Source organism: Nonomuraea sp. JJY05 (assembly GCF_043496855.1).
Classification (GTDB): Bacteria; Actinomycetota; Actinomycetes; order Streptosporangiales; family Streptosporangiaceae; genus Nonomuraea.
Genome location: NZ_JBIEIS010000024.1, coordinates 1 through 15,323, shown reverse-complemented (window position 1 = coordinate 15,323; position 15,323 = coordinate 1). Strand labels below are relative to the sequence as shown.

General features: G+C 72.0%; 11 protein-coding genes. 2 read left to right on the top strand and 9 right to left on the bottom strand.

Annotated features, from left to right (window positions below):
• Positions 1–27: 27 nt before the first annotated feature.
• The 6 genes from cofH to ACFKCF_RS33485 all read right to left on the bottom strand — a co-directional run bounded on the left by cofH (position 28) and on the right by ACFKCF_RS33485 (position 8,347).
• Positions 28–3,096: a 5-amino-6-(D-ribitylamino)uracil--L-tyrosine 4-hydroxyphenyl transferase CofH gene (gene cofH, locus ACFKCF_RS33510; RefSeq protein WP_394499288.1), complete on the bottom strand. Its 3,069-nt coding sequence runs from the start codon at positions 3,094–3,096 to the stop codon at positions 28–30.
• 162 nt (positions 3,097–3,258) lie between these two features.
• Positions 3,259–4,155, bottom strand: coding sequence for a DNA-3-methyladenine glycosylase family protein (locus ACFKCF_RS33505; protein WP_394499287.1), 897 nt, complete (start codon positions 4,153–4,155; stop codon positions 3,259–3,261).
• A gap of 125 nt (positions 4,156–4,280) precedes the next feature.
• Positions 4,281–5,372 carry a sugar phosphate nucleotidyltransferase gene (locus tag ACFKCF_RS33500; RefSeq protein WP_394499286.1) on the bottom strand — a complete coding sequence of 364 codons (1,092 nt, stop codon included), beginning with the start codon at positions 5,370–5,372 and terminating at the stop codon, positions 4,281–4,283.
• A 20-nt stretch (positions 5,373–5,392) separates the two neighbouring features.
• Positions 5,393–6,508, bottom strand: a complete 1,116-nt coding sequence (locus ACFKCF_RS33495) for a glycosyltransferase family 4 protein (RefSeq protein ID WP_394499285.1) — start codon at positions 6,506–6,508, stop codon at positions 5,393–5,395.
• Positions 6,509–6,602: 94 nt separating this feature from the next.
• On the bottom strand, positions 6,603–7,505 hold the full coding sequence (locus ACFKCF_RS33490) for a YbhN family protein (protein ID WP_394499284.1): 903 nt from the start codon (positions 7,503–7,505) through the stop codon (positions 6,603–6,605).
• Between the two features lie 14 nt (positions 7,506–7,519).
• Positions 7,520–8,347, bottom strand: a complete 828-nt coding sequence (locus ACFKCF_RS33485) for a methyltransferase domain-containing protein (protein WP_394499283.1) — start codon at positions 8,345–8,347, stop codon at positions 7,520–7,522.
• Between the two features lie 117 nt (positions 8,348–8,464).
• Here ACFKCF_RS33485 and ACFKCF_RS33480 point away from each other — a divergent pair, with 117 nt between their 5' ends.
• Entirely contained in the window at positions 8,465–9,424 is a 960-nt protein-coding gene (locus tag ACFKCF_RS33480) for a YbhN family protein (protein ID WP_394499282.1), read from the top strand.
• On the opposite strand, the gene ACFKCF_RS33475 is transcribed toward ACFKCF_RS33480, so the two are convergent.
• From ACFKCF_RS33475 to ACFKCF_RS33465, 3 genes are all read right to left on the bottom strand, one after another.
• Positions 9,325–10,386 (bottom strand): glycosyltransferase family 4 protein, encoded by a 1,062-nt coding sequence (locus ACFKCF_RS33475; protein WP_394499281.1) that lies wholly within the window; start codon positions 10,384–10,386, stop codon positions 9,325–9,327. The two genes, ACFKCF_RS33480 and ACFKCF_RS33475, sit on opposite strands and share 100 nt — an antisense overlap.
• 3 nt (positions 10,387–10,389) lie before the next feature.
• Positions 10,390–11,319 (bottom strand): glycosyltransferase family 2 protein, encoded by a 930-nt coding sequence (locus tag ACFKCF_RS33470; protein ID WP_394499280.1) that lies wholly within the window; start codon positions 11,317–11,319, stop codon positions 10,390–10,392.
• A gap of 72 nt (positions 11,320–11,391) precedes the next feature.
• The gene (locus ACFKCF_RS33465; protein WP_394499279.1) at positions 11,392–13,422 is read right to left on the bottom strand and encodes a hypothetical protein; all 2,031 of its coding nucleotides are present in this window, start codon (positions 13,420–13,422) and stop codon (positions 11,392–11,394) included.
• A gap of 157 nt (positions 13,423–13,579) precedes the next feature.
• Here ACFKCF_RS33465 and ACFKCF_RS33460 point away from each other — a divergent pair, with 157 nt between their 5' ends.
• On the top strand, positions 13,580–15,079 hold the full coding sequence (locus tag ACFKCF_RS33460) for a hypothetical protein (protein ID WP_394499278.1): 1,500 nt from the start codon (positions 13,580–13,582) through the stop codon (positions 15,077–15,079).
• Positions 15,080–15,323 lie beyond the last annotated feature (244 nt).

The window sequence follows — 15,323 nt, the reverse complement described above, 5'->3', positions numbered from 1 at the left end:
CGCAAGCCTTGTTAGAACATGTTACAACTACGCCATCGGCAGGACCCTTCTGACGCTCTTGCACACGCCGTCGCTGGCCTCGGACGCCGCGAGCCGTTCGTCGGTGGGGACGCCGTACTCGGTGGTGCGCTGCCTGACCGGCCTGCCGGTGACCTCGACCATCTCGCGCAGCTCGCTGATCGTCTTGTACGAGCCGTTCTCCGAGCCCGCCATGCGGCTGATGGTCTCCTCCATGAGGGTGCCGCCCAGGTCGTTCACGCCGCCCTGGAGCACCTGGCGGCACAGGTCGTCGCGGAGCTTCACCCAGGAGCACTGGATGTTCTTGATCGCGCCGTGCAGGAGGATCCTGGCGAGCGCGTGCACGGCCCGGTTCTCCTGCGCCGTGGGGCCCGGGCGGGCGATCCCGGCCAGGTAGATGGGGGCGCTGGTGTGCACGAACGGCAGCAGCACGAACTCGGAGAACCCGCCGGTCCGCTCCTGGAGGCTGCGGATCAGCTTGATGTGCCTGACCCAGTGCAGGTGGTTGTCGACGTGCCCGTACATCATGGTGGACGTGGTCGGGATGCCCACTTTGTGGGCCGTCGTGATGACCTCGACCCACTCCTTCGCGGGCAGCTTCCCCTTCGTCAGCACCCACCTGACGTCGTCGTCCAGGATCTCGGCCGCCGTACCGGGCAGCGAGTCGACCCCGGCCTCCTTGGCCGCCTCCAGCCACGCCTGGATGGACATGTCGGTGCGGCTCGCCCCGTTGATGACCTCCATGGGAGAGAACGCGTGCACGTGCATCCCGGGCGTCCGCTCCTTGACCGCCCTGGCCAGGTCGAAGTAGGCGGTGCCGGGGAGGTCGGGGTGGATGCCACCCTGCATGCACACCTCGGTCGCGCCCGCGTCCCACGCCTCCTGCGCCCGGTCGGCCACCTGGTCGAGGCTCAGGGTGTACGCGTCGGCGTCCGTCCTGCGCTGGGCGAAGGCGCAGAAGCGGCATCCGGTGTAGCACACGTTGGTGAAGTTGATGTTCCTGTTGACGACGTAGGTGACCTCGTCGCCCACGGCCTGCCGCCGGAGGTCGTCGGCGATGGCGGCCAGCTCGTCCAGCGCCTCCCCTTCGGCGCCCAGCAACGCGACGGCCTCGGCGTCGCTCAACCCACCCGGATCGACCGCCGCCCGCCGCAACGCCCGCCGCACCTCCCCAGACACCCCACCACCCATCGCACCAACCCCGGCAAGCGGGGCGCGGCCCGCCGTCGCGCCATCCCCCGCACCGGCGCCGGTGATCGAGGCACCGGCCGAAGCGTCGCCCGCCGTCACGCCGTCCACCGGCGCACCCGCCGAAGCGGCGTCCTCGGCCGCAGCGCCCGGCGGCGCGGCGTCGACGTCGGCCGCGCTCGAAGCGCGCTCGGCAGCGGCGCTCGAAGCGCCCCCGGCCGCAGTGCCCGCGTGCCCCGCGTCGGGGTGCGCGGCCTCAGCGGCCGTGCCCTCCGCAACCCGCCCTCCAGGCGCCGGTACGGCGGGCACCCCGGCGGCGGTGCTCGGCGCAACGCGTGCGGCGGGATCCGACTCCGCGCGCGGCGAGACGCTGGCCACCGACCGCGTCGCGCCGGACTCCGCCGTACCACCACCCGCCGCGCCGTCCGACAGCGCACCGTCCGACAACGAGGTGGACGGAGGCGTGGTGGACGGAGGCGTGGTGGACGGAGGCGTGGTGGACGGAGGCGTGGGCGGGGTTGAGGGGAGGCGGTCGCGGAGGGCGGTCCAGTCGCCGTAGACGTGGTCGAAGTCGTCCCGCCGATCGCTCGTGCGCCCCGACGTGTCCACCTCCACGTGCAGGTCCACCCGCCCCGACGACGCGAACCCCCCGTCCGGCTCCTGCCACGGCAACCCCCGCAGCACGGCATCAGGGCGGGCGAGCCCCGTGGCGGGGTCCGCCAGGGCGGCCACGTGGGCGAAGAGCCGGGGGTCCAGCCACGGCTCCCCGGCCACCACATACTCGGGATAGATCGTCAGCCGCTCCCGGAGCTCGAACCCGGACTCGGCGGTCCGCTCCTCCAGGAGGGAGATCTGCGGCCAGGGCCGCTCGGGGTTCACGTGGTCGGGCGTGAGGGGCGACACCCCGCCCCAGTCGTCGATGCCCGCCCGGATCATCAGCGCGTACTCGGAGTCCACCAGATTGGGCGGCGCCTGGATGCGTACCCGGGGCCCGAGCACGAGCCGCGCGACCGCGATCGTGGCCGCCAACTCCTCCAGGGACGCGTCCGGCAGGCCCCGCATCGCCGTGTCGGGCTTGGCGCGGAAGTTCTGGACGATGACCTCCTGGATCCCGCCGTACTCGCGCGCCACCCGCCGGATCGCGAAGATCGACTCGGCCCGGTCCTCGACGGTCTCGCCGATGCCGATCAGGATCCCGGTGGTGAAGGGCACGTTCGTCCGTCCGGCGTCCTCCAGGACGCGCAGGCGTACGGCCGGGTCCTTGTCCGGCGACCCGTAGTGGGCCTCCCCTTTCTCCTCGAAGAGCCGCCGCGACGTCGTCTCCAGCATCATCCCCATGGACGGCGCGACGGGCTTGAGCCGCTGCAGGTCACGCCAGGTCAGCACCCCCGGGTTGAGGTGCGGCAGCAACCCGGTCTCCTCCAGCACCCGGATCGCCATGGCCCGCACATAAGAAAGGGTGTCGTCATAGCCGTGCGCGTCGAGCCAGGAGCGCGCCTGGTGCCAGCGGTCCTCCGGCCGGTCCCCCAGCGTGAACAGCGCTTCCTTGCACCCCATGGCCGCCCCCTGCCGGGCGATCTCCAGCACCTCGTCAGGACTCAGGAACGGCGCGGGCAGCTTGTGCGGCGCGGTCGCGAAGGTGCAGTAACCACAACGGTCCCGGCAGAGCCGGGTCAACGGGATGAACACTTTCTTGCTGTAGGTGATGATCCCTTCGCGGCCCACCGCCCGCAGCCCGGCGTCACGTACGCGGGAGGCGTGTTCGAGCAGGGCGTCGAGGTGCTCGCCCCGGGCGTGCAGGAGGACGGCCACCTCCGTGACGTCGAGGGCCTTGCCGTCGCGGGCACGTGCGAGGGCCCGGCGGAGCGCGGAATCACTGACGAGACTCATACGGGCACAGTACCGACGGCTGAGTTCGCTGCCCGCACTCAGGGGGCCCGCGGCTCTCTGAAAGGCCGGTGGTCGGGCATCCGGAGTCCGCGGGTCTGGAAGGCCGCTGGTCGCGTGCGGGCATCCGGAGCTCGCGGGTCTGGAAGGCCGGTGGTCGCGTAGTCAGAAGGACCGGTAGTCGCGTACGGGCATCCGGGGCCCGCGCGCCGGCGGGCGCAGGCCGCTGAGCCAGACCAGCACCGTGGCGCGGTGCCGATGCCCCTGGTACGGCTCCAGCAGCCGCAACATCCCTGGGTCGTCGGTCTTCTCCCCGGTCAGCGCGTACCCGACGAGCTTGGCCAGATGGTAGTCGCCGACGCTCACCGCGTCCGGATCGCCCAGCGCGCGCTGGCGCACCTCGGCCGAGGTCCACACCCCGATCCCGGGCAGCGCCCGCAGCAGCCGGTCGAGCTCCCCGCTGGTCGCGGCGGACTCCAGCTTGTCGGCATGCCAGGCGGCGTTCGCGATCGTCCGGGCGCGCACAGCCTCCGCTCCCGCGCGGTGCCAGTGCCAGCTGGGGATCTGCCGCCACACCACGGTCTCGGGCACGACCCGCATCCCTTCGGGCGCGGGGCCGGGGGCGGGCTCGCCGTAGCGGTCGAGCAGCCACCGCCAGGCCCGCCACGCCTCCTGCCCGACGACCTTCTGTTCGAGCACGGCCGGTACGAGGGCCTCCATGACCCGCCCGGTACGCCCGATCCGCAAGCCCGGATTTTTCCTGACAACCTCCGCCAAAACCTCATGTTTGGCGACAAATCCTGAAGCGTCGTCAAGCGCCCCCAACAGCGCGGGCAGCGCCTCCAGCGCCCACTCCGCCCCCGGCCCCCACGCCTGCCCGTGCACGCACCCGGCCTTGACGCTCACCCGCAGCGTGGACGGCCCGTCGGGCGTCCTGGACGTGCGCCACACGGCCCCGTCAGGGCTCTGCCGCCAGGTGGGATCCCCGCCGCCGCGCTTGTGCGGCTGCAACGCCAGCCCCACGTCCAGCGGCCCCTCGGGCACCCACCTGCGCTCCCTCACCCGTCCAGTCTGCCTCCACTCCCCGCTGCCCGTGACCGGGCCGCGGGAGCGAGGGCAGACCCTCAGAGGCCAGGCCCTCAGAAGGCCAGGCCCTCAGAAGGCCAGACCCTCAGAAGGGCTGAGGCTCAGACGTCGCTCGAATAACGCATCGCGCGCTCGGGCAGCTCGACCCCCGGCCAGATGCGCACGCCGTTCTGCAGCTCGTTGCCGGGCCCCACGATGGCCCCGTCGCCGATCACCGCGTCGCACACCACCGTGCCCGCGCAGATTCGCGCGCCCCGGCCCACCACGGAGTCCGTCACGGAGGCGCCCGTCTCGATGACGCAGTCGTCCGTCAGCACCGAGCCCACCACCGTAGCCCCGGCCTCGACCACGACCCGCGCGCCGACCGCCGTGCCACCCTGCACCTTGGCCTCCGGCGAGACCTGAGCTCCTTCCAGCGCGAGGAACTCCCCGGTCGGCCCGGGCAGCGCGGGCGAGCCCACCCGCCCCAGCACCAGGTCGCGCGACCCCCGCACGAACGCCGCCGGCGTGCCGACGTCGAGCCAGTAGGTGCGGTCGGCGTAGCCCAGCACCAGCTCCCCCGCCTCGATCAGCCCGGGGAACGTCTCCCGCTCCACGGACACGACCTCGTCCCGGGGGATCGAGTCGATCACCGACCGGGTGAACACGTAGCAGCCGGCGTTGATCCGGTTGGTGACCGGGTTGGGCGTCTTCTCCAGGAAGGCCGTCACCCGCCCGGTCTCGTCGGTCGGGACGCACCCGAACCGAGAGGGATCGTCGACTTCTGTCAAATGGAGCGTTACAGCGGCATGTCGCGCGAGGTGGGTGCGCACCTGATCGCCGATGTCGTGGCCGGAGAGGATGTCCCCGTTGAGGATGAGGACCGGGTCGGACGGCCCCACCGTAAGGGCTTCGGCGGCGTTGCGGATCGCGCCGCCGGTGCCCAGCGGCGTCTCCTCGGTGATGTATTCGAGCGAGAGCCCGAACGCCGACCCGTCGCCGAAGGCGGGCTCGAACATCGAGGCCTTGTAGGAGGTCGCGAACACGATCCGGCGGACGCCGAAAGATCGCGCACGGGCGAGTTGGTGCGCCAGGAACGGCACTCCGGCGGTCGGCAGCAGCGGTTTCGGCGTGCCCAGTGTCAGCGGACGCAGGCGCGTGCCCTGCCCCCCGACCAGGAGGATCGCCTCGAGGTCTGGCAAAGAGCTCTCCATCACTCCGTGAGGTTACCGAACTATTCGATCGCGCGTTGATAAGAGCTGAGATGCGCCTCGGCCGAGGCCTCCCAGGTGAACTCGCGTGCTCTTGCCAGCCCCGCCTCCCGCAGCTGCTCCCTGCGGGCGGGGGAGCCCAGCAGGTGTCCGAGCGCCGCGGCGATGCTGTCGGCGTCGGGCTCAGTGTAGGCCACGGCGTCGCCGCCGACCTCTGGCAGAGACGTGTGATGCGTCGTCAGGACCGGCGCCCCGCAGGCCATGGCCTCCAGCACCGGCAGCCCGAACCCCTCGCCGCGCGACGGGAAGGCCACCACGAGCGCCCCGCCCAGGAACCCGGGCAGGTCGGGCGCGCGCAGGTAGCCGGGCCGGATGACCCTGACCGTGGCCTCGACCTCCCGGCAGGCGGCGTCGACGTCGTCCTCGTGGACCCCGCCGCCGATCACCAGCGCGGGCGGCGCGTCCAGGCGTTTCGCGGCGGTGGCGAAGCCCCGGATGAGGTTGGGAACGTTCTTACGGGGGTCGAGCGCGCCCAGGAACGCCACATAGGGCTGGCCGTGCAGCCCGCACCGCAGGGCGACCCGGCGGATCTCGTCCTCGCTCGGCGGGTGGAACTGCCCCAGGTCGACCCCGTGGTAGGCGACGTCGATGCGGGTGGGGTCGGCGGCGAGCACACGGACGAGCTCGTCCCTGGTCGCCTTGGAGGGCACGATCACCCGCCGGGCGTGGCGCACGGCCGTGCGGGTGGCCGATCGGAAGAACGACGCCCGCGGACTGTGCTGGTCGGGCTCGGTGAACCAGGTGGCGTCGTGGATCGTCACGACCGTCGGCAGGCCCGAGCCGAGCGGGATGGAGTAGTAGGGGGCGTGGATCACGTCCGCCCCCGCCTGACGGGCGAGCAGCGGCAGGCCGGTCTGTTCCCAGGCGAGCCGGGCGGCCCTGTTGGAGATCGCCACGGGCCCCGGGAGGACCAGGGCCGAGGGCGCGAGGCGCCGGTATCGTTCGGCTTCGGAGCGCTGGCAGACCACGGCGAGGTCTGCGCCGGCCCGGTCGAGCGCGGCCACGAGCCCGTCCACATATCTGATCAACGCGCCGCGGTCCGCGGGGACCGCCGCCGCGTCGACGAGCACTCGAGGCATTACGTAGATCTTCTCCCCTCAAGATCAACGTGGGACTGGGCGTCCCCCTCTGAAGTTCAGCTTATGACCAGCCTCCCCTAAAACGACGGTCAAATCACACGGAGTCGCGACGCGCTGCGATTCCCGCCATACCGGCGCAGATCAGGTCCCCCAAAATAATGACAATGCGGGACGAAAGCGCCACCGCGATCGCCGCGCCACCGTCCACGTGAGGCGCCAGCACCGCGACCATCGCGAGCTCCCGCACGCCCGCGCCCGCCGGCACGACGAAGGTCAGGATGCCCAGGCACCACGACACCGCGAAGGCCCCGACGGCGAAGAGCAGGCCGCCCTGGGGGGCGACGAAGTAGAGGTGCACGCCGTAGCAGAGCCAGCCGGCCAGCGCCCAGCCGAGGGCGGTGAGCATGCCGCGCCGGGTGAGCGGGCGCTCCAGCGGCTCCCGCTTGAGCTTGCGCAGGGCGTAGCCGATCACGGCGTTGATGACCTTGGGCTCCAGCAGGACCAGCAGCAGCGGGACGAACAGCACCAGCCAGCCGTAGCGGTCCCAGCCGAGCGTGACCAGCGTGACGAGCAGGCCGGTGGCCAGCTGGATGGGCATCATCAGGAAGAACGCCGCCGCGCTGCGCGAGCGCGGCACGCCGAGGTCGCGGCCCATCTCCATCTGGGCGATCACCGGCCAGACGGCGCCGGGGATGTACTTGCCGAGCTGGCCCACGAAGAAGACCTTGGCGGCGGGCCTCAGCGGCAATGGGGAGCCGAGGTCGGCCAGGAGGGTGCGCCAGGTGAGCATGGCGCCGAGCAGCGCGGCGACCACGGCGACCAGCGACCCGGCCAGCGCGGCCCACGACAGCCGGGCGAACCCGGCCACCACGGCGTCCCACTGCTTCGCCACGGCGTAGGCGCCGAAGCCGAGCGCGACGGCCAGGAACCCGTACCGGACGAGCCTGCGGACCGGCGACCGGCGCGGCGCGGCCTCCGCGCTCTCAGGCTGCTCCACGGTGGCGCCCTGGCTCACAGCGGACGGACCCGCTCGGGCGGCTGCGGCAGCGCCGCGCCCGCGGGCCGCCGCGGCGTCTTGGTGGCCACCCACAGGTACGTGGGCACCAGGGGCAGCAGCAGCCTGAGCACCTCGCGAGGGGTGCGGGCCAGCACGGTCTGCGCGATCCGCCCCAGAGCGCCCGGGAACAGCTCGCCTCCCGCGAACCGGCCCGGCGTGGCCAGCACCGGGAAGGTGTAGTCCCACACGTGGAAGGCCCGCAGCATCCTGCGCAGCCCGCGCCGTGTCCTGAACCGCTCGTAGTAGTGGTCGGCCCGCCCGGACGCCCGCACGTAGCGGTCGGCCAGCGCGGGCGGCAGGTAGGACAGGAACGGCAGCTTGTAGTGGGGCTCCATGATGCCGAGCCGGTTGCCCAGCCCCAGGTAGAGGACGCCGTCGTCGGACAGCACCCGGCGCATCTCGGCCACCACGGCGTCGGGGTCGACCACGTGCTCGTAGATGTGGTTGAAGACCAGCACATCGATCGACCCGTCGGGGAACGGCAGCGCGGTGCCGTCACCGCACACGAACGCCACCCGCTCGCCGAACCTGTCGGCGGCCTTGCGCAGCCCCGGCACGTCGATGTCGATGCCCAGCGTGTGCTTCGCCCCGGCCTGCGCGAGCTCGTCGGCGATGAACCCCGCGGAGCAGCCCACGTCACCCACCGTCAGCCCGCTGAGCGGCCCGCGGAAGTGTTCGAGCACCGCGATGATCTTCGCAGCCTTCCGCCGCCGTTTGCCCTCGTCGAGCATGGCTGACTGGAACTCCGAGTATTCGAGCTGCGCGACCCGTTGCTTACCCACGAGGACCCACAGTACCCAAATGGGCTTGGTACGGTGGCCGACCCGGCAGGGGCGGGGCTCGCGATCGCCGGCGCCGTCGTCTGGCCTTACCTGGCGAACCGCGCGTAGCCTGAGCGAATGCTCCGTCGCCTGCTGCGCGTCGTACTCGCCCTGATCGCCCTCGGGTTCCTGGGCTACGGGCTGGCCACGAACTGGCACGAGACCACCGGGGCGGTGGCGGCGATGTCGCCGTGGGCGGTGCTCGGGGCGTTCGCGGCGGTGCTGCTCGGCCAGTTCTTCATCCTGGTGGCCTGGCGGGAGATCCTGGCGGGGCTCGGCACGCGGGTGCCGGTGCGGGTCGCCGGGCGGATCATGTTCGTGGGGCAGCTGGGCAAGTACATCCCGGGCGCCGTGTGGGCGTACGCGGCGATGATGGACCTCGGGCGCGACCACGGAAGCCCGCCCCGGCGCACGTTCGCGACGATCTCGCTGAGCCTGGTGATCAACCTCGGCGTCGCCGTCTCGATCGCCGCCGCCACGCTGGGCTCGCTGGAGGCGGTCCGCAAGGCCTGGTACCTCGTGCTGCTCGTGCCGCTGATCATCGTGTGCCTGCATCCCAAGGTGCTCACCTGGGGTCTCAACCTGGCGCTGCGGATCGCGCGCAAGGAGCCGCTGGAGAGCGTGCTGCCCGGCCGTACGGTGGTCGTCTCGGTGGCGTGGACCGCGCTCGGCTGGTTCGTGTACGGCCTGCACACGTGGCTGCTCTCCGGCCGCTCCGACCTCTACCTCGTCGCGACCGGGGCGTACGCGTTCGCGTGGGCCACCGGGATCCTCACCATCGTCGTGCCCGCGGGGGTCGGGGTCAGGGAGGGCGCGCTGGTGCTGGTGCTCGGGCCGATCATCGGCACCCCGGCGGCGCTCGCGGTCGCGATCGTGTCGCGGCTGGCCTTCACGCTGGCGGACGCGACGGCCGCGGGCATCTCGTTCGTGCTCGGCCGTCAGGCGGCCAGCAAGGCCCCCGCGTACGCCGACCAGAACGGCTCGGGGTCGACGGCCTTGACGCCCGACCGCAACCTCTCGGGCTCGCCCGAGGCGTAGAAGCGCTCGATCGCCGCGCGCAGCGCCCCGGCGTCACCCGGCTCGACCAGCAGCCCGTCCACGCCGTCGGTGACGTGGTCGGCGAGCGCGCCGACCCGGGTGGCGATCACCGGCACGCCGTGCTCGTGGCCGAGCCAGACGTTCTGGCTTGCGGTCGCGTTCCGATAGGGGAGCACGAGCGCGTCCGCCCGCGCGAACAGCCCCGGCACGTCCTCGGCGGCGACGTAGCCGGGCCGCAGCTCGACCCGGTCACCGAGGCCCAGCTCGGCGATCAGCGCCCGCGTCTCGTCGAGCCCGCCCCAGAACTCCCCCGCGACCGTCAGCGAGATCCCGTCGGGCAGCGCCCTGAGCAGCAGATCCAGCCCCTTGTACGGCCGCACGATGCCGAAGAACAGCAACCGGCGATGGACCTGGGTGGACTTCTCCGCGTTGGTGGAGGGCAGGTGCGGCGGCAGCGCCGCCACGCTGACCGAACTGCCCGTCAGGCCCCTGGCCAGCCCGGCCTGCTGCTCGGAGTGGGTCAGCACGCCGTCGACCCGCTTGAGCAGCGCCTTCATGAGCGGCTCGTCGTACGGCTTGCGCTCGTGGGGCAGCACGTTATGACAGAGGGCAATAGTCCTGACCTTTCGCCTTATCCCGTACAAGATCCCCAAATAAGCGGGAACCTGCACCGGGCTCAGCACGGCCAGCACCACCAGATCCGCCGACCTCAGCCGCCTCCCGGCGGACACCCACCCGTCGGGGCGCCGCCAGTCGAGCCTGCGCAGGGTCTTGGGGAAAGGCGTGCCCTCCGGCGCGGAGATGGTCTGCTGCCCCGGGTAGAGGAACGACGGATACTGCGCCCGCCACGACTCGATCACCACGTCGTGGCCCTGGGCCGCGAGGCGGTGCGCCAGCTCGGTGGTGTGCTGGGCCCCGCCCCCCTTGTACGGATAGGTCGGGCCGACGATCGCGATCCGCACCCGCTACTCCCCCCGCGACCGCACGATCAGGTCGGCGAGCAGCGCCACGGACCCGATCAGCAGCCCGGACAGGAAGATCATCACGGTGTTGGCCGGGAAGTAGAACGGGTGCATGACCATGTCCCACAGGCCCTTCACGAACCCGATGCCCACCAGCCACAACGCGGGCGGCATGAGCACCTTGAGCGGGTTGAAGTACATGATCATCCGCAGCACCTGCAGGATGTAGCGGTACGCGTCGGACACGAAGCTGAACTTCGACTTCCCTGCCCGCTTGGCGTAGTCGATCGGCAGGTAGTAGATGTCGTGCTGGTTGGACAGGAACGACAGCGTGATCGTCGTCACACACGAGAACCCGGGCGGAAGCAGCCGCAGGTACGGCTTGGCCACCGTCCTGCGGAAGGCCCGCAGCCCCGAGTTGAGGTCGGGGATCTTCTGCCCGGCCAGCTGCTCCGCCACCTTGCGGATCACCCATTTGGCGGGGACCCGCAGCAGCTTGTGCGAGCCCTCCTCGCTGGTGCGCGCGCCGACCACCTGGTCGATCATCGGATCCTTCTCCAGGATCTGCACCAGCTCGGGGATGCGCTCGTTGGGGTAGGTCATGTCGGCGTCGGTCCAGACGACGATCTCACCCCTGGCCTCCTGCGTCCCGATGCGCCGCACCGTGCCCGCGCCGCCGTTGCGGTGGAAGGCGCGGATGCGCAGGTGGGGGTAGTCGGGAGCGGCCTGCTTCAGCCTGGCCAGCGTCTCGTCGGTCGAGCAGTCGTCCACGGCCACGAGCTCGTAGGTGTAGCCGCTCGAGTCCATGGCCCTGGTGATGCGCTCGACTTCATCGATGACGTGATCCTGCTCGTTGTAGCAGGGAAGGACGATGGTGACGTACGGCGCTTCTTCCACGGCAGGTCCACTCTTCGGGGTCTCTAGCGTGCTCACGGGCCTTGAGGGTACTCTGCCCAACTCAAAGCCGAGTCCACGCGCGCCCACTGGGAGCTCCCACTTCCAAGATCACCCATTCCCTCCGGGGAAGGCCATCCAGGCGCCGATCCGCAGGGACCAGGTGCCGTTCGGGGCGTCCACGAGAGAGCGTTCGTCCTGGCGGGAGACCAGGGCCATGACCTGAGACGGACGTCCGTACGGCGCCACCTGGGCGGCGTCGGCGGCCAGCACGACGGGGACGCGGCCCGCGGCGCGCACCCGCGCGATCAGGCGGCGCACCTGCGCCTCGGGGGCGGTGTCCAGCGTGCCCTCGCGGGCCACGATCGCCGCCGGGCGGTCGCACATGCCGCGTACGAGCTGGGTGAACCGATCGCCGGTGACCCGCTCCACGATCAGCACCGACGCGTCGGGCGGGAACTTCGCGCACATCGCCGCCACCGCCGCCGCCTCGCCCCGCTCGACCGGCGTGAACGCCGTCCCGATCGAGGTGACGGCCGGCGGCACGAGGACGACCAGGACGGCGAGCGCCACCCCCCACCGCCGCGCCCGGGGCCCGCGCGGCCAGGACGGCGGGTGTGCCCGGAGCAGGTCGCGCAGCCGGTCCAGGCCGTACATGGCGAGCAGGATCAGGCCCGGGATCACGATGGGGACCAGGCGGCGGGCTGCCCACGGGTGGTCGGGGGTGATCTCGGGGCGCAGGAGCGTGGTGACGGTGGTCCAGCCGATCACCGCGAGGGGCAGCAGCCACTCGAACGGCCCGCCGTCCCGCAGCAGCCTCCTCACCAGCACCGCCGCCGCGACCGTGGCCAGCACCACCACGGGGAGGCCGACGTACCAGGTCACCCAGTGCAGGGAGTTCTCGAAGTAGAGCCGGGTGTCGTCCACGGGCAGGCCGTTGGCCTGCTGGGTCTGCGCGATCATCAGAGCCGTGCGCCGGTCGTCCTCCGTCACGGGCTCGCGGGTCACGGTCTGGAACCACGGGCGCGCGTACAGGCCGGCCATGAGCAGCACGACCAGCCCGGCCCCGGCCGCGGGGACCCACGCCGGCGGCCGGATCCTGGCCAGCAGCGGGGCCGCGGCCGTGCCCACCGCGGTGAGCACGAGGACGGCGGCGCAGATGGCCAGCAGCGGCTTGACCGAACCCGACAGGTACGAAAGGTAGGGCCGGGAGAGCAGGTACGCCGCGAGCATCCCGGCGCCGGCGCCCGCCACCAGCCCGGCCAGCAGCGGCACGCCCAGCGCCCCCTGCGGCCTGGCGAAGCGGCGCATCGCGATCAGCAGCCCCGCGAACGCCAGCACCGGCAGCACGTCGCGCAGCCCGTCGACCCGGACCAGTACGGCGAGCCCGAACGCCAGCCCTGCCAGCAGCCCACGCGCCCGGCCCGGCCGGGCGAGCGCGTCGTGCGCCAGCGCCAGCCCGCCGAACAGCAGGATCAGCGACGGGATCTCGCTGAACGTGCTGCGCGAGGTGTAGAGGATCGGCAGGCTCACCGCGAACACCGCCGCGCCCAGCACCGCCCACCGCGCCCCCGCCAGCCGCGCCACCACGCCGGCCACCGTGAGCACGGCCAGCCCGCCCAGCACCGCCGGGACCGCGAAGGGCACCCCCAGCCAGTCGCCGACCGCGAACAGGATCGGCGGCCCCGGCATGAACTGCGGCACCACCGCCCCGTCGAAGGCGTAGAACCCGACGCTCTTGAAGATCAGCCACGAGTCGGGGCCGCCGAACGCCTCGGCCTGCGTCGGGACGGGCAGCGAGCCGTGACCCGCGATCCAGGCCGCGTACTGCGCGTACGTGGCCGGGTCGCGCCGGACGACGATCTGCTCGGTGTGCATGAGCGCGTTGAACACGCCGGACGCCACGGCCACCGCCACGACGCCCATGACCTGCCGGGACGTGGCCTCGACCACCTTGCCGAGCCGGCGCGTGCCGGCCCGGCAGAGCAGGGCGGCGGCGGGCAGCCCGAGCAGCGCCGCGGGCAGCGGCGCGAAGTGGCCGAGCAGCAGCAGCGGCAGCCCCGCCAGCAGCCAGCCCGCCACGGCGAGCGCGGGCGCCACCGAGAGCGCGGCGAGAATCCGCCCGGATCGGTCGAGTCCCATCGGTGAGCGAGCGTATCCAAACTGGAGGTCCCGGTGGGTTCCGCCACACGGCGAGCGATCTTGACTCAACCGGGAAGACCCGGCGTGCGTACCCCCTATCGGCCGGTTGGCACGGGGTTCACTGAATGGCGGGTAGCGTACGTGGGCACTACGGGACATGCCGGAGAGACAGCGGGAGGGCGTGCGGGTGATGGCGGAGGCTCGCGCCGACAAGCCCGCTCGCGGCTGGCCGGCATGGGTGGGGGATCCGTCCCGTTGGAGGCGGCACGGGTGGTTCCTGGCGGTCCTCGCCCTCGGTACGGCCCTGCGCGCCCTGGCGATGCTGGGCTACCGGCCCGCCCTGTGGTTCCCCGACTCCTACACCTACGTCGTCACCGTCTTCAAACCCCGCCCCGACCTGGTCCGCCCGGCGGGCTACTCGATGTTCCTGAAGCTGCTGGAGCCGTTCCACGGCTTCGGGATGGTCGCGGCCGCGCAGCACCTGCTCGGCCTGGCCACCGGCGTGCTGATCTACCGCGTCGCGCGACGGGCGCCGAGGTGGGTGGCGACGCTGGCCACGGTGCCGGTGCTGCTCGACGCGTACCAGATCGAGCTGGAGCACCTGCTCGTCTCGGACACGCTCTTCATGTTCCTGGTCGTGGCGGCGGTGGCGCTGTGCGTGTCGGAGCGGCCTGCCCCGGCGGCGGGCGTGGTCGTCGCGATCGGCCTGCTGCTGGCCGCCGCCACCCTCACCAGGACCGTCGGCCAGCCCCTCATCGTGCTGCTGGCCGCCTGGTACGTGCTGCGCGGGCGCCTGCGGCTCGCCGGGCTGCTGGTGGCCACCGCGCTCGTGCCGGTCATCGCGTACGGTGCCTGGTTCTACGCCACGTACCAGCGGGTCGGGCTCGTGGGCGCGAACGGCGTCTTCCTCTACGCCCGCACGATGTCGTTCGCCGACTGCGCCAGGATGGACCCGCCGCCGGACCTGCGGGTCCTGTGCGACCCGCGCCCCCCGGAGCGGCGGCCGCCGTCGCAGGAGTACATCTGGGCGAAGGACTCCCCGCTCGTGCTGCTGCCCGGGATCACGTTCACGAAGGAGACCGACGACCTGGCGGGCCGGTTCGCGACGCTGGCGATCACCAGGCAGCCGCTCGACTACGCCGCGTCGGTGCTGACCGAGCTGGGCCGCACGTTCACGTGGGGCCGCCCGGTCTACCCCGATCCGGAGATCTACGCCTACTACCAGTTCCCGGTGACGGAGCCGGGGCCACCTGGCCGCTATCCCGCACAGGTCGGCGCCGACTATGCCAAGCTCTACGAGCGGGGTGCGATCGGCACGGAGATCGTCGAGCCCTACGCCGGCTGGCTGCGGGCCTACCAGAGCATGGTGCGACTGCCCGGCCCGGTGCTCCTGGGGGTGCTGCTGGTGCCCCCGGTGGCGGCCGTCATGCGCCGGCGCGGGCGCGGGCGTCCCACGCCCTGGCCGGTGCCCTGGTCGGCGGCCGTGATGCTGCTCGTCACACCGGCCGCGGCGGCGGAGTTCGACTACCGATACGTGTTGCCGGCCGTGCCCCTGGCCTGTTTGGCGGCGGCCCTGAGCATCAGGTCTGACGTGCGAAGACAGTGCGAAAGCAAGAAAGAGTTTGGCGATGATATTCCACGTAATGTCCAGCTCTGAGTATGCTTTGCCGCGGAAACATCACGCCCGGGTCACGGTCGTTCCCCGCGGTCATGGCACCTGGCACGCCGTACGTGACCTCGTCTCGTGGCGCGAGGCGACGAAGCCAGCGCGTCAGGCGCGAGAAGTGAGGCTAGGGGACGTATGACTGACTACAGGAGCGTGCCCGTAGTCACCTCCGGGCAGGACTACCGGGCTGCCCCCACTCAGCCCGGCAGCAGGATGGCGCGCAGAGCGGCGGCCG